Raw genomic sequence first — 24,768 nt, forward strand, 5'->3', positions numbered from 1 at the left:
GAAAACGAAAGGAAACTGCCGATTGCATATCGGCAGTTTCTTTTTACCCTCTTACATTACTCCATATATTTATCCACAAACCCCATACCTTGTTCCCATACTATTCCGGATCCACTACCTCAGCTTCACAATGCCCGGCACCCGGTATTATCAATTTTTCTTTGTCTACTGTTGCTGCATTAAATATGTCATCCAGCATGGAATAAGTGACGAATGAATCTTCTTGAAAAAATAGAATGGTACCTTGGGGAATTATCGATATCTGAAACTACTGTAATTCTTCTTGAAGGGATGAGAAGGTTGGATGTCTACCTTTTCTGGATAGTACATCCATTTAATATGTTAAAATAAATATTATCTGACATTATCAATCTTGGAGGAAGTTTTATGAAGAAAACGCAAAAGGTTTTACTTGTTAGTGGAATCTCTGCTGTTGCATTATTCGGGGTGGGGGCTGCTTCCTTTAAAATCATGGAGAACTCCAATGAGTACGAAAAAGCTCAACTGGTAATTGAAGCCAGGGAAGCCAAAGAACAAATTGAAAGAGAAAGAGAAGATGAAAAAATCGAAGCCCAAAGGGAAGCAAAAGCGAAAGCTGCGGAACTTGAGGCCAAAACTGCGATATATGATGGGATCGAATTTGAAACAGGACTTGATGAAGGCTCAACCGAAACGGAAGTCATGGACGTCATGCATAAAATGACTCATCAAAAGGTTCGCTCGCAAGATAAATGGGGAGCTATACCGATGTCCCCTAAGATTATAGAAGAAGTTTATAAAATAGTGGATTCAAGTGATTTTCAGCATAGAGATAGATTGCTGGCCATCGCTGCCCGGTGGCGAGACTTTGATTTTAGCACGATCGTTCAGGACCATAACTTCTTTTGGGAAGACAAAGAAGGCACCGTTGGAAAAGCCCATGGAACATTAAGTCGGGCAGAAGAGGTTGAATTCATTGAAGTTAATTTTAAATGAGGGGATAAAGTACTGAAAATGCCAAAGGGCGAGTGGAAAGACCTGTTCAAAAAGAAAATACTCAAACCTCCTGCACTAAGGCCAGTTCCTCAGGAGGTTTGAGTATTTTCGAACCTTTCAATCGATACAGGAGTTTATTTTTTAATAATTAGTTTGCTTGACTCGTTCTCCTTGTTTACGGGAACGTCTTTACCTACAGTGACCCTGCGAACGACGCGATGCTGTTCCCCGTAATCGGCAATAGCATAATGCTGCGTGGCCAGGTTATCCCAAATGACCACGTCCCCTTCACTCCATTGCCAACGGACGGTATTTTCTAAGCGCGTGACGTATGAATCGAAGATACTTAATAATCTTTCAGATTCACTTGTTGTATATCCTTCCACTCTTCCAGCAAAACCACCTAATAACAAATGCTTTTTTCCTGTTTCTGCGTGCACGTGAACGACTGGATGCCTTGTTTTATAAATGGTGGATTCGAATATATCACGATATTTCTTTTTAACCTCATCATCAATGTTTTCGGCTGGTTTGAATTGTGCATAATCATATTCATTTGTATGGATTGCCCATAGTCCGTCAGCTAATTTCTTCAATCCATCCGGCAGGTCCTCATATGCCTTATTGGTATTTGCCCAGACTGTATCGCCGCCAACATCAGGGATGGTTACACCTCTTAAAACAGAGTATTTAGGAACTTCTGGAACAAAAGTGACATCAGTATGCCAATGGTTTGCTTTAGCACCCCGTTCGGAATCAAGTTCGAAAATATAGTTAGTATTGTCTTTGACCGGTACTGTAGGATGTGCATAAGGCTCACCCAATAGTTTGGCAAATGCTTCTTGGCTGGCATCGTCCAAATGGTTTTGACCTTTGAAGAATACGACTTTATGATCGTTTAACGCTTGTTTGATTTCACTGAAAATAGCTAAATCCAAGTCTCCGCTTAATTGGACTCCTTGAATTTCCGCTCCAATCCTTCCTGCTACCGGTACCACTTTTAATTGTTGTGTTTTAGTTTCCGTCATAATCAATCTCCTCCTGTAAGGTATGTTTTTTTATTTTTTAAAGGCTTCATCAATGTATTCATTGTGGATCTGATTTTTAAAATTAAATGATTTCTTGATATAACCCACACCAGCTAAAGTATCGATGGATTCTTGTTGTGCTTTGATGGCATCTTCGGTAAAGAAGATATTTGGTTCTTCGGCCGTTATTATTGTCTTGACCGTACCCACAGGCAATTTAGTTTCTTTGGAATAAATTTCAGATGCTTCATCTGGATTTTCAATTTGCCAGTCGGCAGCTTTTTTATAAACCTTTAAATATGCTTCTACAATTTCAGGATGCTCTTCGGCAAAGCCTTTACGTGCAATGATAGCTCCAGGTGCTAATATTTTTCCTTTTACTTTAAGTGCGACAGCATTCCCTTTTTCAATATTATTAAGGTAATAAGGGTTCCATATCGCCCAGGCGTCCAATTGTTTGGTTTCAAAAGCTGCTTGAGCATCATCCGGTTGTAAATTGATCAGTTTAATGTCATCAGTCGTTAAGCCATGGGCTTTCAATGCCTTGATTAAATACACATGACCCGTTGTCCCCGAGGCAACACCGACCGTTTTTCCTTTTAAGTCTTCAATCTTCTTTATGTTACCTTCTGCTTGAGCCAGGATCCGGACAGATGACTCACCCCGTCCTGTTTGTGCAATCACTTCGAATGGCAGATTCTTATCAATGCCGGCAATCAGTGCACCATCCCCTAAAAAAGACAGGTCAACCCGATTGGAAGCAAGGGATTCCAAAAGCGGGGGACCACTCGAGAATTCACTCCACTCGATTTGGGCATCCAGTTTAGAAAACTCTTCGTTGAACAATCCCTTTTCCTTTGCAATGACCAATGGTCCCATCTTGCCATTTAAGGCAATATGAACTTTCAGTGGATCACTTTTCCCGGAAGCTTTGCCGGCATCGGAATTACAGCCTGCCAATACAGTGATGCTAATGATGGCAAGTAGTAATGCGGTTAACTTGTTACGATATTCCTTCATGAATTCCCTCCTTCTCTAATACACTTACCACATCTGGATAGTCAGATTAATGACAAAAAAGAGATTCAACGAAGAGTATGCCGGGGTTACTCTTCATTGAATCTCCGGTAGTCCAGTTGATTCACATGACCTTTATTTAATTGGCTCCTGTGTGAAGCGGATTTGTGTATGAATGCATCTTAACAGCTGTTAGAATTATCTGTCAATTACTTTTTCACTATTAATCCGATAAAATAAATTGGTATTAGGTGTTGATTATAAATAATCGATAAGTTAATATAAAATGAAATATTGAATCGACTAGTTAACTAGAGATTCAGCAAAGGGACAATATGTGCCTTATTGCTGGATCTCTATTTTTTTATTTAAGAAAGGGTGAGGGTATTGGTTGCGACGTTAGAAATTAATCAAGTAAGCAAAACATTTAAGAATGAGAATGAAAGTGTCCATGTTTTGGATAATTTAAATCTGACCGTCAACAATGGTGAATTCGTCACCATCATTGGTCCGAGCGGCTGCGGGAAAAGCACATTATTAAAGTTGATCGCAGGACTTGATTCAGACTTTGACGGAGCAATCATGGCAGGTGATCATCCGGTTAGCGGCCCTTCTAAAGACCGTGGTTTCATTTTTCAGGAGCATCGCTTATTTCCATGGCTAAACGTGGAGAAGAATATTGCAGGTAACCTTCCATTAAAGAAACCGGACATTCGAAAAAGGGTGGATGATTTGATTTCACTTGTTAAACTAAAAGGATTTGAAACGGCGTATCCACGCCAATTATCCGGTGGAATGTCGCAGCGTGTTGCCATTGCCAGGGCTTTATTACGTAATCCGGAAGTATTATTACTGGATGAGCCATTCGGTGCGTTGGATGCATTCACGCGAACGCATCTTCAAGAGGCTTTACTAGAAATATGGGAGAGGAATAAGACAACGATGGTGCTTGTCACCCATGATATAGATGAATCCATCTTTTTATCGAGGAAAGTGGTCGTCATGGATGCAAAGCCTGGACGGATTAAAGCTATCGTTCCAATTGATTTGCCATATCCAAGAACTCGAACAAGCAAAGCGTTTCAGGAATTCAGGTCCGTCATATTAACCCAACTTGATCATCATCCAGTAGAAGTGGAAGATTGGAGCATTTAATTAAATTTTTGAAAAAAGGAAGGATGAAAATTATGTCTACACAGACCGTTGCTCAAAACAAGCCGCTTGTCATTAGGGAAACGACAAAACAATCCAAACTCGCCAAATCGGCATTGCGGGGTTCGGTCCTTCCCGTTGTCGTGTTGATTGCATGGCAAACATTAGGATCGGTTGGCATCCTGCCTGCCCAATTATTCTCATCACCTTTATTGATCGTCACGACTTTCATTGATCTCGTTCAGTCGGGGGAAATGGGCATGCATTTACAAATCAGTTTAACGCGGGCTATTCTAGGCTTTGCATTAGGTGGTTTTTTAGGATTATTGTTTGGAGTCATCGTTGGCATGCAAAAAAAATCCGAGGAATATTTAAACCCGAGCATTCAAATGTTACGAACGGTCCCTTTACTTGCTATTACCCCTTTATTCATTATGTGGTTCGGATTTGGTGAACTATCCAAAGTGCTGCTTATCGCTTTAGGTGCTTTTTTTCCTTTATATTTACAAACTTTTTTGGGACTTCGGAATGTGGATAAAAAACTGTACGATGTTGCCCTAATATTGGAGTTTAGCCGACGGGAACAAATAACGAAGCTCATGATTCCTGCAGCTTTGCCAAACATATTACTTGGTATCCGTTTAGCCTTAAGTGCGGCTTGGATGTGCCTGGTCGTGGCTGAATTGCTGGGTGCGGATAGAGGGGTGGGCTTCATGATCCAGGATGCCCGTTCATTCATGCAAACGGACGTCGTATTCGTAGGCATCATCATTTTTGCCCTCGCTGGTAAAATCTCAGACTCGTTTGTCCGCTTTTTAGAAAATTATTTGCTGAAATGGCAAGATAGTTTTAAAGCCTAATTGAAAAAGGATGACCGCCCGGTGATGGGTGGTCATCCTTTTTCTTATTAGGGATATATATTTAATCTATTTTTTTATATAAGGGCAAATAAATGGTGAACGATGTTCCTCTGTTCACTTCGCTCTGTACCACGATTTTCCCTTTGTATTTTTGAACGATGGAATAACAAACGGTCAGGCCGATACCGGTTCCCCTATCTTTAAGTGAATAAAATGGGGTACCTAGAATTTCAAGCTGTTCTTTTGAGAGACCTATTCCTGTATCCGTTATTCGTATTTTTGCCATAGTGCGTTCCTGCTCTGTTTCCACCTTGATGAATCCAGGTTTGTTCATTGACTCAATTCCATTTTTCATGATATTGACCAGTATCTGTTTAAGTTCGATGGGATTCATGTTAATGTGCAGGTCGTCACGGAAATCCAGGAGAAAGCCTATGTTACGATTATTGGCGAAACTGGTTAATAAATCGGAAATCTTTTGGATTTCATAATTTAAAGGTATGACCTGTACATTATCCGTATGCGGTTTTGCCAAAGACAAATAGTCATTGATTATCACTTGTGTATATTCAAGTTCCGTAAGCATGGTCTGTACATAAAATTTTTCCGTTTCATTCAGTTCCTTCTCTTGATCTAATAACTGGGCAAACCCTTTAACGACTGTAATCGGATTACGTATCTCATGTGCAATGGTGGCAGCTAGCTGTCCGACTGAGTTCAATTGTTTGGCCTGCTGTATTTCCTTGTGGAATGCATTAGTGGATTCCATCCTATTATTGGTGCCTATGAACACGAATACCAATATGATTTGAATGGCGATGAAATTAAGCGTGTTGCCGAAACTATCCAAAGCGACATATTCATAAGTGTATTGAAGATCCGTTTTTGAAATGATCATGATGGAAGCGGGACCTAATATGATATTTAAAGTTGCCACAACATAAAACCCGATTTTATCAAAGAGAAAAATGGGAAACAAGGGTGCTATAGCAAATAAAGAAAGCATGATTGCTGTATCTGGAAATATCAAAAATTTGCTATATAAATAAACAGTAATTAAGAAAATGAATAGGGTCTTATAAAAATTGACTTCTGTTTTTAAGAAAAATAACAGAGAAATTATCATCCCCGATATTAAAATGACCTGTAATGTCATCTCGTAGGGATTATCTTTCCAACTTATAGGTGATACAGAAATCCCAACTAATAGTAAAAAGGATATCATTGCCATGAATGCTTTCAGTATAAATCGGTGTTTGTTTTGATAATATTGATAATTTTTTAACATAATTCCCCTTAGGATTAATATTCTGTTTGTTTAATAGTAATATGATACTAGTTTTTTGTAAATCAGAAAAAGATAGATTTTGCATTTATAGTCTTTGTATCTATATTTTAGAAAAGACCATACTCCAGGCATGGGTCGGGTGGAATTCAGTACCTGAAGGTCAGTCAGGGAAAGGAGTTAAGGAGCAATTCTGTACAGGTCCTCTTGGTATGTCAACATTGGAATATCTGATCTAATATCTGGAATTTATCGGCATTAAGTTTGATTTAATAAGGGTCTGGAAGGCTTAAAGTGTCAATGAAACGGTTAATCAGGTAGAAAAAACTACATGAATGCCTTGTATTTGATAGGTTATTTTAACCATTTTAGATAATATATTATTTCTTTACATTATATTTGCTGTAAGTTCACAATCCCCTTCTAAAATGATGGTAATAGTAGGAGGGAGAGAGGGAAAATGAAAACGAATATAAAGAAATTCAGTTTTTGTATGATGAGTGCGGCTTTTATATTGCAGGCTACTTCCATCGGGACCCTAGCTGCAAATGGAAATCATACCAATTCATCTATTTATGAGAAGAAAATCGTGAATATTGCACATCGGGGAGCTTCTGGTTATGCACCTGAACATACCATTCCAGCTTATCAAATGGGAGAACAAATGAAAGGCGACTACATAGAAATCGATCTTCAAATGACCAAGGATGGTAGATTGATAGCAATGCATGATGAAAAGGTGGATCGTACAACGAATGGTACTGGTCTGGTGAAGGATTTAACGCTGACAGAAATCAAGAAACTGGATGCCGGTACATGGTTCAATGAAAAATATCCGCAATTGGCAAAAGAGGTATATGAAGGGTTAACGGTTCCCACTCTTGAAGAAGTCTTTAAGAAGTTCGGAAAGCAGGCCAATTACTATATAGAAACAAAGTCTCCTGAAGTATATCCGGGAATGGAAGAAGAACTTCTGCAGGTTCTGGAAGAATATAAAATGGTGGATTCAAAAGGCCGAACCAAGAATGTATTAATTCAATCGTTCAGTAAAGAAAGCCTTATGAAGGTTCATGACATGAATCCAAAGTTACCGCTTGTGCAACTTTTTTCTTATAAAAACCCAGCAACCATTTCCGATGAAGAATTGGAGTCCATTAAGGAATATGCAATTGGCGTTGGGCCGAACTTCAATAAGGTGGACGGACAATATGTGAAGATGGTTCGCGACCATGACCTCCAATTCCATCCATATACAGTAAATGAAAGAGCGGATATGAAAAAGGCTCTTGAATGGGGTGCAACGGGGCTGTTTACGAATTATCCCGATGTATTCAACGAGGTACTAAGTGAGTATAAGCACAATAATAAGGTTCCTAAATAAATGGTTTCATAGGTGAGTCCCGGTTTCCGGGGCTTTTTTTGTATCCTAGTGCAGCATGATGAAGAGATTCTTGGGAAATTAGATGTTCATAGGCTTAGTAGCCTTTTTTGACGGGTATATCAAATGTATAAAGAATATTTTAGGAGGTTGAATATGAAGGCTGTAACTTTTCAAGGAGCAAAAGATATACAGGTAAAACAAGTTGAAGATCCGAAACTTCAGCAAAAGGATGATATCATCGTCCGAGTGACTTCAACGGCTATTTGCGGGTCCGACCTCCATATATATCAGGGTGCTTTGCCGACGCATAAAGATTATGTCATTGGCCATGAACCGATGGGCATCGTCGAAGAAGTGGGACCGGAAGTAACAAAGGTGAAAAAAGGGGACAGGGTTGTCCTGCCTTTCAACATTTCTTGTGGGCACTGTTATTATTGTGAACATGATATGGAGAGTCAATGTGATAATTCCAACCCCAATGAAGCGGTGGATACAGGCGGGTACTTTGGTTTTACGGAACGATATGGGAACTATCCAGGCGGGCAGGCAGAATATTTAAGGGTCCCATATGGAAACTTCATGCCGTTTGTCATCCCAGAGTCATGTGAACTTGAAGATGAAGCGCTTTTGTTCATGTCCGATGTGCTGCCAACCGCATATTGGAGTGTAGAGAACGCTGGCGTCAAGAAAGATGATACGGTAGTGGTATTGGGCTGTGGGCCGATTGGGTTGATGGCTCAGAAGTTCGCTTGGATGAAAGGAGCAAAAAGGGTCATTGCCATCGACAATCTTCCTTATAGACTCAATAAGGCTAAACAAATGAATAAGGTTGAAGCGTATAACTTCGATGAATATAACGATATGGGCAGCTACATTAAGGAAATCACTTCTGGCGGGGCAGATGTGGTCATAGATTGTGTAGGAATGGACGGCAAGAAATCAACGATAGAAGCGATTGAGCAAAAGCTGAAACTTCAGGGTGGAACGTTAAGTGCGATCGAGATTGCACTTAACGCCGTACGTAAATTCGGCACGATCCAACTGACTGGCGTATACGGATCCAAATATAATATGTTCCCATTAGGCAATTTATTTGAGCGGAACATTAATCTTAAAATGGGACAAGCACCGGTCATTCACTACATGCCCAAGCTTTTTGATAAGATCACGGCTGGAGAGTTCGACCCCACGGAAATCATATCCCATAAAGTCCCTCTAGAAAAAGCGAGTGAGGCTTATCAAATCTTTAACGATCACGAGGATGAATGTATTAAAGTGGTGCTAAAGCCATAATGTGAAGCTTATAAAAAGTCCAATGTCCTGAGCGGCATTGGATTTTTAGTTGAGTTCATAAATAGATCAAAATTAATGGTGTATTATCGATAAACGTATAAATGAGGTATGAAATATGAATGATAATTATGCCCGTGAACTGAGAAAATCAGGATTCGTGGATTTCGTATTAGGGAAATCCTCGAAATATGACGATTGACCCTTCAGTGTTGAAGGAGCGTATGAATTGAAAAAGAGTCGCTATAAAAATAAGATGCAAGTGAACTTGAATAAGGGTTTTTGGTAATGAAATGTACTATTTTTATTATATAATGATAGTGGCAAAAGGAGGACGTACAGATGGTATATAATTCGGCAACAGAACTTTGTGAAGGGTTTGGGTATCCGCCCGTTCATGTTAAATTGACGATAGAGATCGTCGATAAGAGATTGGGACCTGTAAAGGCGGAAGCAGAGATTGCCATCAAGCCTGTTAAGTCAAAGGAATATCTGGAAGTATTGGTGGAGGAATTGGAATCGGATCATATCTTTGCTGATGAAAATGGCAGTATCTATGGCAGCTTCGGCATCGATCAAAGCATCCAGATATATGATGAAGTCCTGACTACCATTCCGTTCGATGAGTTGATCGGAAATGAAAATTGGAAAGAGACAGTTAAGGAATCCATCACTGTAGAGAAGCTGAGGGAACAACTGGGGAAATCTCTCAATGATTATCAATTCAGTGATTTGAGCGGAAAATATAAATTCAGGAAAAGATGTACGATAACAGAACTACAATTCATAGATTAAACGATAAATGGAGAAGGCGAGATGCTTTCTCTTTTTTCGATGCTATCATAATTAAACACTGGATCTTTAAAAACTTTTAAATATATACACAGTGTCAAGGAGAGTTCAAAGGTTTTAATGGTTTTAACATACTTTTTTTTATAGTTTTACATAGGGTAATATATTGATAAGGGCTGTTTACAAGAAAAAGAAACGTATATTTTAAAAGATAAAAAGGAGAAGATATGAAAATTGGTTTGGTACGGCATTTTAAGGTGGCACATGAATTTCCTACTGGGAGATCTGTGACGGCGGATGATATGAAGCAATGGTTTAAGGACTATGATGCAGCGGATATTATTTATGGAACGACTTTATTTGGCGCGGAGGAATGGGAGGAGTGTTATTGCAGTGATATGTCGAGAGCTGTCAAGACAGCGGAACATATCTATCCAGGTCCGGTTCACCGGATGGAGGAGCTGCGGGAAATACCTTCCCCGCCTCTTAAAGGAAGGGTAAAGCTGCCATTCATCCTTTGGGCCATCTGGATTCGTTGCTGCTCGGTGTTAAACAAGCAGACAAGGGCGGAAATTAAGATCGCAGAGCGAAGGATCAATAAAGTATTGGATGAAGTCTTTGCAAAGGGGGAAAGGGATGTTTTGATCGTGAGTCATGCCGCCCTCATGGTATATATGAGGAAAGAGCTGATCCGACGGGGGTTCACCGGTCCCAAATTCAAGATTGCCAGTAATGGAAAGCTGTATGTATTTGAAAGATGATAAGTGGATAAGGGTTTCCCACTAGAAAAGGTAAGTCATTTTCCGAATAGTTATTCTTTTTTTATTGGTTGTGGTTTATTATTGTAATAGTGTAATTTTTACGAATTCAATAATAGGGAAAGAGGGGTGGACATTTTGCTGAAGGCAGTTTTTTTTGATTTAGATGATACATTACTATGGGATCAGAAAAGTGTAAAAGAGGCTTTTGTGGCCACATGTGAAGTGGCCAAGGAGAAATATGATCTGAATGTCGAGGATTTTGAAGAAGCTGTGCGAAAGGAAGCGCGTGAGCTTTATTCTTCTTACGATACATATGCATTCACCCAAATGATCGGAATCAACCCATTTGAGGGGCTATGGGGAAATTTTCAGGATGATCATGATGAATTCAGGAAGATGGCCGGGATTGCACCGGCTTATCGGAAAGAAGCGTGGACGAGAGGGTTATTGGCATTAGGGATCGATGACCCGGATTTTGGACTTGAACTGGCAGAACGTTTCCCTGCGGAGAGACGCAAAAAGCCATTTATCTATGAAGAAACATTCCGTGTTCTGGATGAATTAAAAGGGAAGTATCAGTTGCTATTGCTTACGAACGGATCTCCTGAGCTGCAAAATACCAAACTTGAAATTACGCCTGAACTGGTTCCTTATTTCGACCAAATCGTGATTTCAGGCGCATTTGGAAGAGGTAAACCGGATGCCTCCATTTTTGAGCATGCTTTGGGGATCATGGAGCTTGATAAGGATGAAGTATTGATGGTCGGCGATAATTTAATGACGGATATCCTTGGAGCATCACGGGTAGGCATAAAGTCGGTTTGGATAAATCGCCATGATAAGGAACGGAATGAAGTGATTCCAACCTATGAAATCAAGCATTTAGAGGAGCTTTACCCTATCCTTGAGAGCCTGGGAAATTAATGAACGGCTCTTCTTCAAATAATAAATTTTGGATAGTTGTAATGAAAATATTAGGTCTTTCAAATTATTTACAGAATGCAAAGGGTGAGATATAGTTACCCTGTAATCAATTAAATTATTCAGACTAGGGGTGTCCAATAAAAGTTGGGCTGAGAGAGAAGCGCTTAAGCTTCTTAACCCTCAGGACCTGATCTGGTTCATACCAGCGTGGGGAAGTTAGAATCTACTAAACAATGACATTTCAATTGGTCATTTCTGTAGCCATACTAACGTTAGCCAGGTCTTAAATATGAGATCTGGCTTTTTCGTGCGAAATGGATTGGATTTTGTCCTTTTTAAATGAACTTAAAAAGGAGAAATGAAATCATGATGAGTAATTCAGTAAATGACATGAACGTTTCAATTATGTCCAGTTTTGCCGGGAGTAAAAAAGTGTATGTTGAGGGATCTAGACCCGATATTAGGGTGCCCATGCGTGAAATTAAGCTAAGTCCGACTACAGGTTCATTCGGCGAAGAGGAGAATCCGCCTTTACGAGTATATGACACAAGCGGCTTTTATACGGATTCAGAATATCCCATTGATATTCATAAAGGTCTTGCCCCGATTAGACGCAGCTGGGTTCTGGAAAGGGAAGATGTTGAAGAGTATGAAGGGCGTGAAATAAAGCCCGAAGATAACGGGTATAAAAAAGAGTCACAAACGAAAGCAGAAATTTTTCCGGGATTGAAAAGAAAACCATTGCGTGCAGCGAAAGGGCAAAACGTAACCCAACTCCATTATGCCCGAAAAGGTATCATAACTCCTGAGATGGAATTCATCTCGATCAGGGAAAATGTAGCCCCTGATTTTGTAAGAGATGAGGTAGCTAGCGGGAGGGCGATCATTCCGGCGAATATTAACCATCCTGAAAGTGAGCCCATGATCATTGGACGTAATTTTCATGTGAAAATAAATGCGAATATTGGAAATTCCGCTGTTAGTTCATCGATTGAAGCAGAAGTGGAGAAAATGACTTGGGCTACACGTTGGGGTGCAGACAACATAATGGATCTTTCCACCGGTAAGAATATTCACACGACCCGGGAATGGATTATCAGGAATTCTCCTGTGCCAGTTGGGACGGTTCCGATATATCAAGCATTGGAAAAAGTGAATGGAGTCGCGGAAGATTTAAATTGGGAAGTTTTCCGGGATACATTAATCGAGCAGGCTGAGCAAGGTGTGGATTACTTCACGATACACGCCGGAGTGCTTTTGCGATACATTCCCATGACAGCAAAGCGAGTTACGGGAATCGTTTCCCGGGGGGGCTCCATCATGGCACAATGGTGCTTGGCCCACCACCAAGAAAGTTTTCTCTATACTCACTTTGAAGAGATTTGTGAAATCATGAAGGCGTATGATGTCTCTTTCTCATTAGGTGACGGCCTCCGTCCTGGCTCCATTGCAGATGCAAACGATGAGGCTCAATTCGCTGAATTGGAAACACTTGGGGAACTGACGAAGATTGCTTGGAAGCACGATGTTCAAGTCATGGTGGAGGGACCCGGTCACGTACCGATGCATTTGATTAAAGAAAATATGGATAAGCAGCTGGAAGTCTGTCAAGAAGCACCATTCTATACCCTGGGACCATTGACAACGGATATAGCTCCTGGATACGATCATATCACTTCTGCGATTGGTGCTGCCATGATTGGATGGTTTGGAACGGCCATGCTTTGTTATGTGACACCGAAAGAGCATTTGGGGCTTCCGAATAAAGAGGATGTTCGTGTAGGGGTCATTACTTATAAAATTGCAGCCCACGCAGCTGATCTTGCTAAAGGCCATCCCCAGGCACGAAAACGGGATGATGCCCTTTCGAAGGCTAGATTCGAATTTCGTTGGAGAGATCAATTCAATCTTTCCCTCGATCCTGAAAGGGCAGTTGAATATCACGATGAAACACTACCGGCTGAAGGTGCCAAAACAGCCCATTTCTGTTCAATGTGCGGACCCAAATTCTGCAGTATGAGGATTTCTCAAGACATCCGTGATTTGGCGAAGGAAAAGGGTCTGGGCTTTGAGTCGGTAATCGATGAAGGTCTTAAAGAAAAAGCGAATGAATTTAGGAAAACGGACGGGGAAATCTATTTATGATTCCGATGAGAGGGAGAATTCGATGAATCGGGTAATCCAAATAAAAGTTGAAATGAAACAGTTGGAAACTCAATTGGAACAACTGAAAAGGGAGCTGAACATTTTTCGCGAGAAGTGTAATCATGAATTTGTAAAAACTGATTATAGTCAACAATGCACAAAGTGCCACTTAATCGAAAGTCTGCAATGGTAATGATTCCTTAATCGTCCTTTCATTATCGGAATTAACCCCTTAATCATGTTGGGCATCCAATCACGATGTCAACATGATTAGGGGATATTTGATTATATTTACATGCTTGTTTTATTAATATGAAGAGGAGGAGGGACAGCCAGCCTTTTTCCTTATTCAATCTTAGGAAGTCAGCACCCAATGCAGCTTTATTCGTATGGAATTGTGCGAACATCTGTGCAATATCTTCTCTGATGCATTGACCCATGATTTGGCTGCAAGCAACTAATCCTGCATTAATATCGATTGATACTGAAGCAGAGATTTCAGGATCTTGAAAACGTGCCCCGACTGGAATATCCTCCAAATTAGCTTTAGGCCTTTCAGGTGGTGACGGAGGCAGTCCTACGTTATTTTCTTTTAATAATGATTCAAGTTGGTCATGTTCCTGTTTCCCTTGATTGATCACTTCAACAAGTAATTTATGCTGGCCCTTGTCGCCAGTATGATTAAGCATAGTTTGATGACAGGCAATCAGTCCTTTTGTAGTTGTTAGAAATGCCCATGTTCCAAATACCTCTCCGTAATGCATTGGCTCTTCTTTCGGATTACCGCTTAAAATTCCCATAACCATCCTCCTTGAAATTCACTATTTAACGGATTTAAGTTACCCTGAGTTCATCCAAGTATGCATTGTTGATGTTTGTGAAATGTTAGAGGGCTTTAACGCTTAACCTTTTATTCCTTGTAGCCATTCTTGATAACATTCATCACAGAGCATTTCATTTCTATCCGTGTCAGAAACTTGAAACGTTACCACATGGATTTTTTTTTCTTCCGTAACATCACTACAATAGAAGCATTGATGTGTCATTGGAAATCCTCCCATACATATAAAGTGTCTATAGTTTAAAACGCCACGTTTTTTTTATACAGAAAACATGATGCAGCAGCTTATTGGTCTTCTTGGAAGAGTTTAGATTGAATAATCCAGTTGGGGTTTAACATACTAAACTTGTTCGCATCATTGATAAAACGAGGAGGGAAATACAATGCAAAACCAATATCAACAAGGTCAAGTACACCAGAACATGCAAACGGGTGCCATTCCCCCACAAATGAATCACGGTGGTCACGAAGTATTCGATGTACATGAAGTGTTGTCGGGAACGATTGGTACTTTAAACACGTATACTCTTTTGCGTCAGCATATTCAGGATCAGGAATTACTTGATATTCTGGATCGTCAATATCAGTTCATCCAAGATGAATATAATATTTCACTGGAGTGCTTCCAATCGGGCCAGGATCCTTCTAAACGGACTGAGAGCTACAAAATGAATCAAGGTAACGATTTTATATATGGATTGACACCAACTCAGCCAAAGAAACCTTTGCAATCCGTATCGGAAATTACGGATGAATGCATTTCAGGTTTGATGCTTGGAGCTGTTAAGTCTGCTGCATCCATGAAAGCGATGGCAGCGCTTGAAATAACGAATCCGGTGGTTCGCCGCGTATTTGCAGATTCCGTTCCGAACTGCATTGAAATGGCATATGAGATTTCGATATATCAAAACAAACATCATTACTATCAAGTTCCGCAGCTTGCACAGCAGGATATGCAGCAAATGTTGAATTCATATGCACCAGCACAAGGAAATAACAATAACAACAACATGAGTCATTAAAAGCATTTGTCAACAACAGAAAGAAGGGATAGGACTATTTGTCCTATCCCTTCTTTCTTACTGTTTCATCTGATTTATATCTTGGATGCATTCCTGGACGAGTGTTACAGCCTGACTCATGGCGGCTCCTCCGCCAAATGCTGCGGTCACACCAATGGCTTCAAGAATTTCCTGTTCGGAACAGCCTTGATCAAGACATCCTTTTGTATGGTAGATAATACAGTATTCATCTTGTGAATATAAGCTTATTCCTAATGCGATAAGCTGTTTTTCTTTCTGGGATAATTGACCTTCTTTAAAGCACTCTTCCGTAAACGAATTGAATTTCTCTGCGAGAACAGGCATTTTATGCGTAAAGGCACCGATTCCAGCTTTATAATCACGAAGAGCATTTTCAGTAGAATTGTTAGCTTCAAATTCCATTTTCCATTCAGCTCCATCCTAAATTTTTTTCATCAAAAATTAGTATGAGCTAAATGTTGGACGATTAAACAGAAACATAGGAGTTTAACTAAGTAATAAGTAGCCTTCCTTCCTACAAGGCAAGTGATTCCTTAGGCCGGGTGGCTTTGAACCATTGATAGCAAAGGATGAAAATAAGTGCAACGTCAATGGCATCGCCGGCATAGTACATTAACATTCCTCCATTTTCCGCTTGTTCCTTTGTGACTCCGCTTGGAGGATGGGCAAAAATATACTTAGAAAGGATATCATGGCCGGCCAGTGAAATTGTAAATACGACAGCACGAAACATGAAGCTGAACCTGTGGGGCGTCGGGTCCATATAAATCATAGACGCAGTGAATAGATAGCCCGCCATGAACACGTGAAAATGCACTAATGCATGTAGAAGGGCATTCTGATGCATCGACCCATATAACTCAGTCGTATAAAGAATCCAAAGCCCCCCAATATTAAGCACAGAGGCAGTGATTGGATTGCTTATAATGCGCAGCGGCCAACTTTTCAACACCTTTGAAAGGCGTCTTGCTGATTGTACATCAAGTGTTCGCAGTGCAAGAGTAATAGGTGCGGTAAACACGAGTAGGATGGGTGCAATCATTCCAAGCAGTAAATGACCAACCATATGCGCCGTGAAATCCATATTCGCGCGATTGGCTATGGGACCTATAATTGCAGAGGCTGCACAGATGGTGCCAAGAATCCAAAAGAGCGTACGGTATAAGGGCCATTTTTTATAGCGGCGGTTTGAAATTACGGCAGCTGCGATATAAATCACTATCACAAGCGCCAGAAGAATCAATAAAATCGGTTCAAAACCAGCCCCATTATCATGAATATGTCCATTACTGTGCATTGCTGGTATCTTCTTTCATTTTAAGTACGCTGCGCCTTGTTTGAATGATAAGGATAATGCCGATCAAGATCATGATTGTGGCTGCAATGTTCCAAATCAAGTCGTATGGGAGAATATCGACATTGTAGCGGATTTGATGGAGACGCATGAGCTTGTGCTGGATGATCCCGTCATATAACTGGAAAGAACCTGCCCCGAGCAAAACTCCCCCTATCCACCTTTTCAGCCATAATCCCTTTCGACGGCGAAGGTCAGCGTACATGAATAACGACCCGACCGTTGCGAACCAGCTAAGGGCATGAAATAAACCATCCGAGATAAGCCCAATATTGGATGTGGACTTGTCATAGAAATGGTGCCAATGCAATAGTTGATGAAAGATGGACTCATCGATGAATGCCACCAATCCGATCCCGAATAGAAAACCGGACCATAGATTACGAGCGGAATAAGTATAACGTAATTGTGAAATAGATTGATCTTTTTGATTTCGGGGCTTGAAATCCATTTTCCATCCTCCTTTTTGAATTTCCTATATATGGTTCTTTCTACTTTACCCTGTATTGTAAAGTTATAGACAGTAAATGGACCTTTTATAAATCTTATTTATTGAGCGATTCATAGCCCAAAGATAGTCCTTGGCTTTTTAGTTCAGTAATCATTGTTAATGGTATGTAAATTTTTTCTAATTACTGTTCGTTATAACTAAATTCAGGTTTCAAGCATGGACAGGCGGGTAATAAAAAACCGTACATCATATAAAAAAAGGAGGAGTTAATATGTTTCGCCATCAAAAAGAATTGCAATTTGAAGTTAAGGTAGATCGACCAGATCCGATGCTTGCCCGTCAAATTCAGGAAGTGTTAGGTGGACAGTTTGGGGAAATGACTGTCATGATGCAATATCTTTTTCAGGGTTTTAACTGCCGTGGAGAAGAAAAATACAAAGATATGCTGATGGATATTGGTACAGAGGAAATTGGACATGTAGAGATGCTTTGTTCGCTCATTAGTCAATTGCTTGATGGCGCTTCTCCGGAAGATCAAGCAGAAGCCGCAAAAGATCCTGCAACAGCAGCCATCATGGGTGGAATCAATCCCCAGCATTTGCTCGTAAGCGGTCTTGGGGGACTGCCAACCAACTCGAATGGGGTGCCTTGGAACGGATCTTATATTGTAGCCAGCGGAAATCTATTAGCGGACATGCGATCGAATCTTCATGCTGAAAGCCAAGGACGCCTTCAAGTGGCCCGTTTATATCATATGACCAAAGATGAGGGGGTACGTGCCACCTTCCGTAAAATGTTAGCCCGTGATCGTTACCACCAATATCAATGGATGGCGGCCATTGCAGAACTTGAAGAAAAAAATGGCGTTGTCGTTCCCGCGTCATTCCCACCGGAAGCGGAAATGGAATCTCAACCGGAAGCGTACGAATTCTGGAACTTGTCAGAAGGTAATGAATCAGCAGACGGACTATGGGCAACAGGAAGCGCCCCAGATGGTACAGGAGATTTTGTTTATGTAGCTGAACCAGTTGCAAAAGGGCAGATTCCTAACCCTAAGGTTCCGGCAGCACAATTGCATCATGACCTGGATAGAAGTCAAACGCTTAATAAAAGATAATAATAGGAAACTTTTCAAAAAAAGCTCGATGGCCCCTAATGGGACATCGGCTTTTTTTATTCTATCAACATGTTTACAAAACCTAATTATTTGCTTGTGGATATTTTTTGGAGTAGCATAGTTTCCATCTTCAAGACAAACCATTTTAAAAGTGTGGTCACTAATTTAATAGTAAGGAGTGGGACAGATGAAAGCAGTGGTAGTTAAAGAACCGGGTGGAGCAGATCAATTACTATTTAAGGATTTTTCCAAGCCGATGCCCGGAAAAGGGGAGATATTAATTAAGGTGAAAGCCTCTGCTATAAATAGAACGGATATTGTTTCACGAGAAGGGAAATCGGGTTATATGGCCAATCCAATATTGGGGATTGAAGTTTCTGGGGAAGTTGTGGAAACAGGGGAAGGTGCAAATTTACAATTAGGGACAAGGGTGATGGGACTTGTAAACGGCGGCGGTTATGCTCAATATGCCTTGATGCCGGCTGATAGAGCAATGAAGATCCCGGATAACTTGTCATTTGAAGAAGCGGCTGCAATTCCTGAAGTATTCTTAACGGCGTACCAAACCTTATTTTGGTTAGGTGAATTGACGGATCAAGATACGGTATTGATTCATGCTGGCGGAAGCGGTGTAGGCACAGCAGCTATCCAACTGGCAAAAAAACTGACAAAAGCGAAGATCATCACTACAGCCGGCTCAAAGGAAAAATTGGATTTCTGTCACTCATTAGGGGCGGATATCTGTATCAATTATAAAGAACAATCTTTTGATGAGGAAGTAATGAAAGCTACAAATAATCAAGGAGTGGATGTTATCCTGGATTTCATCGGTGCTTCTTACTGGGAGAAAAACCTTAAAAGCATAAAAACTGATGGACGCTGGGTACTGATAGGGATTCTAGGAGGAACAGTAGTCGAGAAGGTGAACTTGATGGAACTTCTCTTAAAAAGAGTTCAATTAAAAGGAACTCTTTTAACTCCTCGGAGTGATGAATATAAAAAAGAGTTAACTGAAGAATTCATTACAAAAGCCATGCCGTTGTTCCTCCAACATGAAATCAAGGCAATCGTCGATCATGTCTTCCCTTTTGAAGAGGTACAAAGGGCGCATGAACATATGGAAGCAAATAAGAATTTGGGTAAAATCATTTTACAAGTAAATGAATGACTAAAGCAGCTTTGAAGCATGTTTGGAGACAGTTACCCAAAATTACGACATTATTTGGCGGCCTATTTTTCATGGTGCTAGGTGGAATGTGGGTTTTGTTAATGGCATATCGTTGAAGAATGAAATATGGGCAAAGTATAATGAATATATACAAAGTCAAGATGCTCTTCATTGGTATCTGTTAAAATGGGGGAATCGTAATGAATGAACTGAATGCATTATTCAGGAAAAGAATAGGGCTCCAGGAAGATGTGAAACTGACATTTGGAAAATTAGATGAAATTCTGGATAAAACTGCGAAAACCATTCCGTTTGAAAACTTATCAATCATGGCCTCCCATCTAAGTGATATCAATAAAGCCAATATCATGAACAAAGTCCTCGTGAGGAATGAGGGTGGATTATGCTATGAATTGAATGCAGCTCTTTATTTTTTCCTGAAGGAAAATGACTTTGATGTATTCTTGGTTCGAGGTGTCATCTATAATCAGGGGTGGATGACCATAGGAAGGACCCATGTTACCATTCTATTGAACCATGTGGGCCAAACCTATCTGATCGATACGGGTTTTGGCGGGAATCTGCCTTTAAAACCAGTTCCGCTGAACGGAGAAACGGTCGTTTCCCAAAATGGTGAATTCCGAATAAAAAAAGAAAGTACCGACCATGGAGGTCATGTCCTTGAATTAAAACTGAAACATAAAGATCGCGATTGGAGAATTGGGTATGCTTTCGATTCTTCAAAACCCGTAGGAAATGTAGCGGAACTTAATGAGGTCCAAACGATCATCAGGGAACATCCCCAATCGCCATTCAATAAGCATCCATTAATCACCCGTTTGACAAACAGCGGGAACATCACTTTAACTGATACATCCTTTACCCGGTGGGAAGATGGGGAAGTGACGAAAGAAGAAATAGATGGAACACGATTTAAAGAGTTAATGAAACAGCACTTCGATAGATAGTGGAAAAGGACTGAATATCAAAGGCGTCCATACCGAAAGACTGTCCATTCTCGACAGTCTTTTTATGAATAAAATGATTGTCGAGACCGCGCAGGTATACTGAGGTGAAGGAAGAAACAATTGAGAACGGTCGAATAAAGTGCGTTGAAGGTTGAATAAGTCCGAGAACGGTCGAATAAAGTGCGTTGAAGGTTGAATAAGTCCGAGAACGGTCGAATAAAGTGCGTTGAAGGTCGAATAAGTCCGAGAAGGGTCGAATAAAGTGCGTTGAAGGTCGAATAAGTCCGAGAATGGCCGGATAAAGTGCTGTTAAGGACGAAAAAAATCGAGAACGGCCAAAAAAGACTCCGGATGAAATCAACTGGATGTTTTTACTATTCACTAAATAAATATGAATTCAGTGGGGTGAGAAGGATATGGAGAGGAAGAATCGATTGGTTTTCACTAGATCGAATGCTGCTGCTAAACGAAAGTTCGATGAAGCTATCACCATTTTGGAATATAGCGTAATGCTCGTTGAGCTCTTTGGATTAGAAGAGTTCAATAATATAATTGCCGGACAGTTAAGGCTGATTTTATGTGAAACGAAGAATACGCGCATAAAGCGGGAAAAGGTCACGATTGATCAATCCTTAATAAAGAAAATCAATCCTAACCCGAGATTGTATCCTATTAAGGACTCCATTCAAATGAGCAATGTTCATATTACGGAAGACATCTTCGATTATACTAAACAGAGGATTGAGCTAAAGCTTTGGAGAAATCAAATTATCTATAAAACCGATATCGAAGGTAAAATACAGGAAATTAAAATCATTGATTTTATTAAGGAAACAGCTAATAAGATTGGCGGTGCACAAGCTGAATCAAGTTTCCCTAATAAGTCCATTATTTCGGATGGTCATACCAAAATCATGTTAAGAGGAATAGCAAAAGGATTATTTAAATCCATAGGCAGGGATTATAAAAGACATGCCTCCATGAACCTTTCACATATCATGCAAAAAATCGAACAATCAGCTTTGGGAGACTAAACATAAGAAGGACTTTTACCAAAGTCCTTCTTGCTTGGTTTCCAAGCAATATCCGTTTGGATTGAATACCCCTCATATAACCTCTATCAATAAACCATCTCTTTTTACTTCTGTTAAAACACTCCCGATAGCATGCTGTTCACTTTTATAATTAAAGGTATATAGAAGAATGGGGAATTCCTTGATTAGATAACAAACAAACATTGAGGCCTTATATGTAAATGTAAAGACTTATTAAATTTACACTAAAATCCAGCTATGGACGCTTGAGATAATTTATAATGATATTCCGAATATAGTTTCACGTGGAAAAATAGCCTCAATATTGAACCTTACCCCATACAGTTAAACCAACTAAAGATAAAAAGAAAGAGATGATGATATGAAGGATTTTGATGAAAACCTTCCTGACGAATGGCTGGAACTAGTAATATTGGCAATGAAATCGGATGTTACAAAAGAGCAATTCAAAAAGTTTCTTCAAGAAAAATCGAATAGCAATAAAAGTAGCGACTGTGGTGGCTAATGAACGCTTAAATTGAGGCAGGACTATTCCTAAAAAAGTATGAGGCTTCATTTCTTTTGCCACGAGTGTACTCCATATTTTCTGCATATTTAATTGGTAAGATGGATGTAATCATAAGGGAGGTTTTATTAATATGAAAAAAAGAACAAAATTGCCTATCATCTTATCATTATTAGCAGCCCTGTTTTTAGTCCTTGGCGCATGTTCCAACAGCGATGATAAAAACAAAGAAGAAAAAAAAGAAAAGGAACATAGTGAAATGGACATGAACCATTCTAGCACGGGTGATGTTCCAGAAGAGTTAAAAGCTGCAGAAAATCCAACCTATGAAGTTGGAAGTCAAGCGATTATCGAATCAGGTCATATGGAAAGCATGAAGGGGGCGGAAGCAACAATAGTGGGTGCCTTTGATACGACTGCTTATGCAATTTCGTATACGCCTGCAACTGGCGGAGAAAAAGTTGAAAATCATAAATGGATCATTCACGAAGAAATCAAAGATGCAGGTGAGAAAGCATATGAACCCGGAGCGGAGGTCACAGTAAATGCTTCTCATATGGAAGGAATGAACGGGGCTGTCGCTGAAGTTGAATCTGCTGAAAAAACGACTGTTTATATGGTCGACTTCACACCGACTGCGGGAGGAGAAAAAGTGAAGAATCATAAATGGGTAACGGAAAGTGAATTATCAGCGTCTGAATGATTTAACATCTTCATGGTTATGAAACTCTTAATAGGTTGAAGAAATTTGCGATACACCTGCCGAATAACTGGTCTGCCAGTACCCCATAGCCGCTTCCTTTGATGAGGGCTTGGCAGACTGTCGGCGGAAAGGGAGCGGATTCTCGCCGCTTTATCTCAAGTTCGTCTACAGTCTGAAGGAATGGTAAACAAACCATTCCTTTTTTTATTTTGCAGTGAATTGTAAAACTTTAGTATCTGTTAATATGGATTTATAGAAATGTAAAAATGGGGTGCAAGTATGATGACTGGATTAACTATCAGACCTTTTATGGAAAATGACTATGAGGCGCTGAGCAATTATTGTTTACCTATAGAACAAGCAATCTATACTTCCTTACCTTTGAAAGTTATTGAAGACTTCAGGAAGGATAAATATAACTTCCCCATGGTCATTTATTTAGATAAGGATTTGATTGGTTGTTTTGCCTTATATACGGATAAAGCGGGAAATCAATATACAAGTAATGAGAATGCGATTCTTCTAAAATCATTCTCCTTGGATTTGCGCCATCAAAAAAAGGGTCTAGCTTTTGAGACTTTAAAAGTGTTGCCTGATATGATCAAACTAAGTCATCCAGATAAAGATGAGATTATTCTAACAGTGCATCATACGAATGTTCCAGCGATAAATTTATATAAAAAAGCAGGATTCATTGATAAAGGATATAGATTCAATGGGGAAGAAGGGGAGGAATTAATTTTCCACTTTGCCCTGGATTAAACAAATGAAATACTTTGGGAAAGTAAGATAAAAGAAAAACAGGCACCTATGAGACGACCATCAGAAAACTTAGGAAATGGACAGTCCACGGAAAGGGAGCGGATTATTGAAATCAATGGGAACGTTTTTCAAAGAAAAAACTGTAGGCAAACCGGTTTTTCGAATTTGTCTACAGTCTGAAGCACTTAAACGATGCTTATTTTTTTGGAAGGTATTCCATACGATATGATTCAGAATTCATGGAATCCATCCTGCAATTTCTAATAACGTCAGAACGATCTCAAAGACAATGAGGATTACAATGATCCATTCAACGAATAGTCCCCTGATCGAATGGCTGATGTTAGAAAACCCATCCATAATGTTATATAAAATTTCGGTTTTACTTTTCAGGATTTTATACCGATCATTCAATTCAAAAAAATCAAGCATTCTGTCATAAAATTCGCCGGCAATGCTGCTTGTCCATGTAATATCAGGTTTGTCCAGAATCATGATGTACGCTAGGGTATTATACTCGTGACGTACGATTTTGGCAGTCGTCCTCGCTAGTTCCTTATTACCGATTCTCAGCTTGCCTTTTTCCAGTCGGTCTATCATGGCTTCGAGCTTGTCGTGGATTTTTCCGAGCTGTTCCTCAGTTTTTTCAAGTGCCACCGATTTTGCGAGAATGGTGGAAATTAATTCAGGGTAGAAAAATTCATATTTAGGTACAACTACATATTCGTCTGTCAAATTGATGCTTCCGGTTTCACTGAAGTGAAGGCTGTAATCGTCTGTATATCTATCTAAATTGTCGAGATCAATAACCGGCTCGAAAGAATGGATAAAGGATGAAAATTCCTTAATCTCATTTGCGTGTGAGTAATTGATGAAGACAATGCTGCCAAAGGAAAAAACCAGCACCTGCTGCGATTCGTCCACATTTTTATTTAGGATGGAACTTAGAAAATCGCCTTTAAGGATTAAAGGCTCTTCCCAGGTGAATTTTTTCGGTATGCCGCAATGAATGGCGATTTTATTCAAATCGATTTCATTAGTGATTGCAAATGCTTTAAAGGTAATTGGTTCCATCTATATCACTCTCTTCAGCAAATTGGTCTTTTTTCGATTCTATTCTATTCTTACAAAAACATGCTTGAATAATTCTTGAAGGTAGAAAAAAGTTCACTGACTGTTCAAGTGAATAAA

General features: G+C 39.9%; 25 protein-coding genes, 2 pseudogenes and 1 riboswitch. Of the genes and pseudogenes, 17 read left to right on the plus strand and 10 right to left on the minus strand.

The features are described from left to right. Positions 1-100: 100 nt before the first annotated feature. Positions 101-220: pseudogene (locus ACSR9O_RS22140) on the minus strand (alpha/beta hydrolase); the annotation flags it as partial. 167 nt (positions 221-387) lie between these two features. On the opposite strand from ACSR9O_RS22140, the gene ACSR9O_RS22145 reads away from it, so the two are divergent. Then, on the plus strand, positions 388-975 hold the full coding sequence (locus ACSR9O_RS22145; RefSeq protein WP_434167883.1) for a DUF6241 domain-containing protein: 588 nt from the start codon (positions 388-390) through the stop codon (positions 973-975). A 134-nt stretch (positions 976-1,109) separates the two neighbouring features. Here the strand turns inward: ACSR9O_RS22145 and ACSR9O_RS22150 are convergent, their stop codons facing one another. Beyond that, entirely contained in the window at positions 1,110-2,003 is an 894-nt protein-coding gene (locus tag ACSR9O_RS22150) for a TauD/TfdA dioxygenase family protein (protein ID WP_101223427.1), read from the minus strand. A gap of 30 nt (positions 2,004-2,033) precedes the next feature. Beyond that, complete coding sequence (locus ACSR9O_RS22155) at positions 2,034-3,023, minus strand: ABC transporter substrate-binding protein (RefSeq protein ID WP_491725110.1); 990 nt, start codon at positions 3,021-3,023, stop codon at positions 2,034-2,036. A gap of 384 nt (positions 3,024-3,407) precedes the next feature. Between ACSR9O_RS22155 and ACSR9O_RS22160 the strand changes: the two genes are divergently transcribed. Further along, positions 3,408-4,175: an ABC transporter ATP-binding protein gene (locus ACSR9O_RS22160; RefSeq protein WP_101223425.1), complete on the plus strand. Its 768-nt coding sequence runs from the start codon at positions 3,408-3,410 to the stop codon at positions 4,173-4,175. Between the two features lie 23 nt (positions 4,176-4,198). Continuing rightward, complete coding sequence (locus ACSR9O_RS22165) at positions 4,199-5,032, plus strand: ABC transporter permease (RefSeq protein WP_491725111.1); 834 nt, start codon at positions 4,199-4,201, stop codon at positions 5,030-5,032. A gap of 61 nt (positions 5,033-5,093) precedes the next feature. On the opposite strand, the gene ACSR9O_RS22170 is transcribed toward ACSR9O_RS22165, so the two are convergent. Next, complete coding sequence (locus ACSR9O_RS22170; protein WP_202190589.1) at positions 5,094-5,969, minus strand: ATP-binding protein; 876 nt, start codon at positions 5,967-5,969, stop codon at positions 5,094-5,096. 808 nt (positions 5,970-6,777) lie between these two features. On the opposite strand from ACSR9O_RS22170, the gene ACSR9O_RS22175 reads away from it, so the two are divergent. The 6 genes from ACSR9O_RS22175 to thiC all read left to right on the plus strand — a co-directional run bounded on the left by ACSR9O_RS22175 (position 6,778) and on the right by thiC (position 13,610). Then, the gene (locus ACSR9O_RS22175) at positions 6,778-7,698 is read left to right on the plus strand and encodes a glycerophosphodiester phosphodiesterase (RefSeq protein WP_491725112.1); all 921 of its coding nucleotides are present in this window, start codon (positions 6,778-6,780) and stop codon (positions 7,696-7,698) included. Positions 7,699-7,851: 153 nt separating this feature from the next. Continuing rightward, entirely contained in the window at positions 7,852-8,991 is a 1,140-nt protein-coding gene (locus ACSR9O_RS22180) for a zinc-dependent alcohol dehydrogenase (protein WP_452445212.1), read from the plus strand. Positions 8,992-9,330: 339 nt separating this feature from the next. Then, positions 9,331-9,783: a hypothetical protein gene (locus tag ACSR9O_RS22185; RefSeq protein ID WP_491725113.1), complete on the plus strand. Its 453-nt coding sequence runs from the start codon at positions 9,331-9,333 to the stop codon at positions 9,781-9,783. A gap of 224 nt (positions 9,784-10,007) precedes the next feature. Next, positions 10,008-10,541: a histidine phosphatase family protein gene (locus ACSR9O_RS22190; RefSeq protein ID WP_101223420.1), complete on the plus strand. Its 534-nt coding sequence runs from the start codon at positions 10,008-10,010 to the stop codon at positions 10,539-10,541. Positions 10,542-10,676: 135 nt separating this feature from the next. Next, entirely contained in the window at positions 10,677-11,465 is a 789-nt protein-coding gene (locus ACSR9O_RS22195) for an HAD family hydrolase (RefSeq protein ID WP_491725114.1), read from the plus strand. 116 nt (positions 11,466-11,581) lie between these two features. Further along, positions 11,582-11,696, plus strand: a riboswitch (TPP riboswitch). Between the two features lie 135 nt (positions 11,697-11,831). Then, positions 11,832-13,610 carry a phosphomethylpyrimidine synthase ThiC gene (gene thiC, locus ACSR9O_RS22200; protein ID WP_101223418.1) on the plus strand — a complete coding sequence of 593 codons (1,779 nt, stop codon included), beginning with the start codon at positions 11,832-11,834 and terminating at the stop codon, positions 13,608-13,610. A gap of 291 nt (positions 13,611-13,901) precedes the next feature. Here thiC and ACSR9O_RS22205 read toward each other — a convergent pair. Further along, a pseudogene (locus tag ACSR9O_RS22205) lies at positions 13,902-14,410 on the minus strand (DUF3231 family protein). 102 nt (positions 14,411-14,512) lie between these two features. Then, complete coding sequence (locus ACSR9O_RS22210; RefSeq protein ID WP_260359199.1) at positions 14,513-14,656, minus strand: hypothetical protein; 144 nt, start codon at positions 14,654-14,656, stop codon at positions 14,513-14,515. 178 nt (positions 14,657-14,834) lie between these two features. On the opposite strand from ACSR9O_RS22210, the gene ACSR9O_RS22215 reads away from it, so the two are divergent. After that, positions 14,835-15,473 (plus strand): spore coat protein, encoded by a 639-nt coding sequence (locus tag ACSR9O_RS22215; protein WP_101223417.1) that lies wholly within the window; start codon positions 14,835-14,837, stop codon positions 15,471-15,473. Positions 15,474-15,530: 57 nt separating this feature from the next. Here ACSR9O_RS22215 and ACSR9O_RS22220 read toward each other — a convergent pair whose 3' ends face one another. The 3 genes from ACSR9O_RS22220 to ACSR9O_RS22230 all read right to left on the minus strand — a co-directional run bounded on the left by ACSR9O_RS22220 (position 15,531) and on the right by ACSR9O_RS22230 (position 17,299). Continuing rightward, on the minus strand, positions 15,531-15,896 hold the full coding sequence (locus ACSR9O_RS22220) for a carboxymuconolactone decarboxylase family protein (RefSeq protein WP_101223416.1): 366 nt from the start codon (positions 15,894-15,896) through the stop codon (positions 15,531-15,533). 112 nt (positions 15,897-16,008) lie between these two features. After that, positions 16,009-16,791: a cytochrome c oxidase assembly protein gene (locus ACSR9O_RS22225; protein WP_491725115.1), complete on the minus strand. Its 783-nt coding sequence runs from the start codon at positions 16,789-16,791 to the stop codon at positions 16,009-16,011. Then, a complete protein-coding gene (locus tag ACSR9O_RS22230; protein WP_101223414.1) occupies positions 16,781-17,299 on the minus strand; it encodes a DUF2243 domain-containing protein in 519 nt (172 codons plus the stop codon). The genes ACSR9O_RS22225 and ACSR9O_RS22230 overlap by 11 nt, the downstream gene beginning before the upstream one ends. A gap of 271 nt (positions 17,300-17,570) precedes the next feature. Between ACSR9O_RS22230 and ACSR9O_RS22235 the strand changes: the two genes are divergently transcribed. The 7 genes from ACSR9O_RS22235 to ACSR9O_RS22265 all read left to right on the plus strand — a co-directional run bounded on the left by ACSR9O_RS22235 (position 17,571) and on the right by ACSR9O_RS22265 (position 23,577). Further along, positions 17,571-18,416: a manganese catalase gene (locus ACSR9O_RS22235; protein ID WP_101223413.1), complete on the plus strand. Its 846-nt coding sequence runs from the start codon at positions 17,571-17,573 to the stop codon at positions 18,414-18,416. Between the two features lie 187 nt (positions 18,417-18,603). After that, a complete protein-coding gene (locus ACSR9O_RS22240; RefSeq protein ID WP_230178014.1) occupies positions 18,604-19,584 on the plus strand; it encodes an NAD(P)H-quinone oxidoreductase in 981 nt (326 codons plus the stop codon). A gap of 200 nt (positions 19,585-19,784) precedes the next feature. After that, on the plus strand, positions 19,785-20,552 hold the full coding sequence (locus tag ACSR9O_RS22245; RefSeq protein WP_260359197.1) for an arylamine N-acetyltransferase family protein: 768 nt from the start codon (positions 19,785-19,787) through the stop codon (positions 20,550-20,552). Positions 20,553-20,968: 416 nt separating this feature from the next. Beyond that, on the plus strand, positions 20,969-21,586 hold the full coding sequence (locus tag ACSR9O_RS22250) for a hypothetical protein (protein WP_230178018.1): 618 nt from the start codon (positions 20,969-20,971) through the stop codon (positions 21,584-21,586). A 382-nt stretch (positions 21,587-21,968) separates the two neighbouring features. Further along, positions 21,969-22,112, plus strand: a complete 144-nt coding sequence (sinI, locus tag ACSR9O_RS22255) for a DNA-binding anti-repressor SinI (protein WP_157831045.1) — start codon at positions 21,969-21,971, stop codon at positions 22,110-22,112. A 133-nt stretch (positions 22,113-22,245) separates the two neighbouring features. Then, positions 22,246-22,815 carry a YdhK family protein gene (locus ACSR9O_RS22260; protein ID WP_491725116.1) on the plus strand — a complete coding sequence of 190 codons (570 nt, stop codon included), beginning with the start codon at positions 22,246-22,248 and terminating at the stop codon, positions 22,813-22,815. 279 nt (positions 22,816-23,094) lie between these two features. Beyond that, positions 23,095-23,577 carry a GNAT family N-acetyltransferase gene (locus ACSR9O_RS22265; protein ID WP_491725117.1) on the plus strand — a complete coding sequence of 161 codons (483 nt, stop codon included), beginning with the start codon at positions 23,095-23,097 and terminating at the stop codon, positions 23,575-23,577. Positions 23,578-23,814: 237 nt separating this feature from the next. Here ACSR9O_RS22265 and ACSR9O_RS22270 read toward each other — a convergent pair whose 3' ends face one another. Beyond that, positions 23,815-24,651 (minus strand): RMD1 family protein, encoded by an 837-nt coding sequence (locus tag ACSR9O_RS22270; protein WP_101223408.1) that lies wholly within the window; start codon positions 24,649-24,651, stop codon positions 23,815-23,817. Between the last annotated feature and the right edge of the window lie 117 nt (positions 24,652-24,768).

The sequence above is a fragment of the Peribacillus sp. B65 genome (assembly GCF_058513295.1).

What these genes read in the sequence shown, in the direction of transcription:
- ACSR9O_RS22165 (WP_491725111.1), top strand. Translation starts at nt 4,199, where the DNA reads ATGAAAATTATGTCTACACAGACCGTTGCTCAAAACAAGCCGCTTGTC.
- ACSR9O_RS22240 (WP_230178014.1), top strand. Translation starts at nt 18,604, where the DNA reads ATGAAAGCAGTGGTAGTTAAAGAACCGGGTGGAGCAGATCAATTACTA.
- ACSR9O_RS22250 (WP_230178018.1), top strand. Translation starts at nt 20,969, where the DNA reads ATGGAGAGGAAGAATCGATTGGTTTTCACTAGATCGAATGCTGCTGCT.
- ACSR9O_RS22230 (WP_101223414.1), bottom strand. Translation starts at nt 17,299, where the DNA reads ATGGATTTCAAGCCCCGAAATCAAAAAGATCAATCTATTTCACAATTA.
- ACSR9O_RS22155 (WP_491725110.1), bottom strand. Translation starts at nt 3,023, where the DNA reads ATGAAGGAATATCGTAACAAGTTAACCGCATTACTACTTGCCATCATT.
- ACSR9O_RS22210 (WP_260359199.1), bottom strand. Translation starts at nt 14,656, where the DNA reads ATGACACATCAATGCTTCTATTGTAGTGATGTTACGGAAGAAAAAAAA.
- ACSR9O_RS22265 (WP_491725117.1), top strand. Translation starts at nt 23,095, where the DNA reads ATGATGACTGGATTAACTATCAGACCTTTTATGGAAAATGACTATGAG.
- ACSR9O_RS22225 (WP_491725115.1), bottom strand. Translation starts at nt 16,791, where the DNA reads ATGCACAGTAATGGACATATTCATGATAATGGGGCTGGTTTTGAACCG.
- sinI (WP_157831045.1), top strand. Translation starts at nt 21,969, where the DNA reads ATGAAGGATTTTGATGAAAACCTTCCTGACGAATGGCTGGAACTAGTA.
- ACSR9O_RS22215 (WP_101223417.1), top strand. Translation starts at nt 14,835, where the DNA reads ATGCAAAACCAATATCAACAAGGTCAAGTACACCAGAACATGCAAACG.
- ACSR9O_RS22260 (WP_491725116.1), top strand. Translation starts at nt 22,246, where the DNA reads ATGAAAAAAAGAACAAAATTGCCTATCATCTTATCATTATTAGCAGCC.
- ACSR9O_RS22270 (WP_101223408.1), bottom strand. Translation starts at nt 24,651, where the DNA reads ATGGAACCAATTACCTTTAAAGCATTTGCAATCACTAATGAAATCGAT.
- ACSR9O_RS22180 (WP_452445212.1), top strand. Translation starts at nt 7,852, where the DNA reads ATGAAGGCTGTAACTTTTCAAGGAGCAAAAGATATACAGGTAAAACAA.
- ACSR9O_RS22235 (WP_101223413.1), top strand. Translation starts at nt 17,571, where the DNA reads ATGTTTCGCCATCAAAAAGAATTGCAATTTGAAGTTAAGGTAGATCGA.
- ACSR9O_RS22220 (WP_101223416.1), bottom strand. Translation starts at nt 15,896, where the DNA reads ATGGAATTTGAAGCTAACAATTCTACTGAAAATGCTCTTCGTGATTAT.
- ACSR9O_RS22150 (WP_101223427.1), bottom strand. Translation starts at nt 2,003, where the DNA reads ATGACGGAAACTAAAACACAACAATTAAAAGTGGTACCGGTAGCAGGA.
- ACSR9O_RS22245 (WP_260359197.1), top strand. Translation starts at nt 19,785, where the DNA reads ATGAATGAACTGAATGCATTATTCAGGAAAAGAATAGGGCTCCAGGAA.
- ACSR9O_RS22190 (WP_101223420.1), top strand. Translation starts at nt 10,008, where the DNA reads ATGAAAATTGGTTTGGTACGGCATTTTAAGGTGGCACATGAATTTCCT.
- thiC (WP_101223418.1), top strand. Translation starts at nt 11,832, where the DNA reads ATGATGAGTAATTCAGTAAATGACATGAACGTTTCAATTATGTCCAGT.
- ACSR9O_RS22175 (WP_491725112.1), top strand. Translation starts at nt 6,778, where the DNA reads ATGAAAACGAATATAAAGAAATTCAGTTTTTGTATGATGAGTGCGGCT.
- ACSR9O_RS22185 (WP_491725113.1), top strand. Translation starts at nt 9,331, where the DNA reads ATGGTATATAATTCGGCAACAGAACTTTGTGAAGGGTTTGGGTATCCG.
- ACSR9O_RS22145 (WP_434167883.1), top strand. Translation starts at nt 388, where the DNA reads ATGAAGAAAACGCAAAAGGTTTTACTTGTTAGTGGAATCTCTGCTGTT.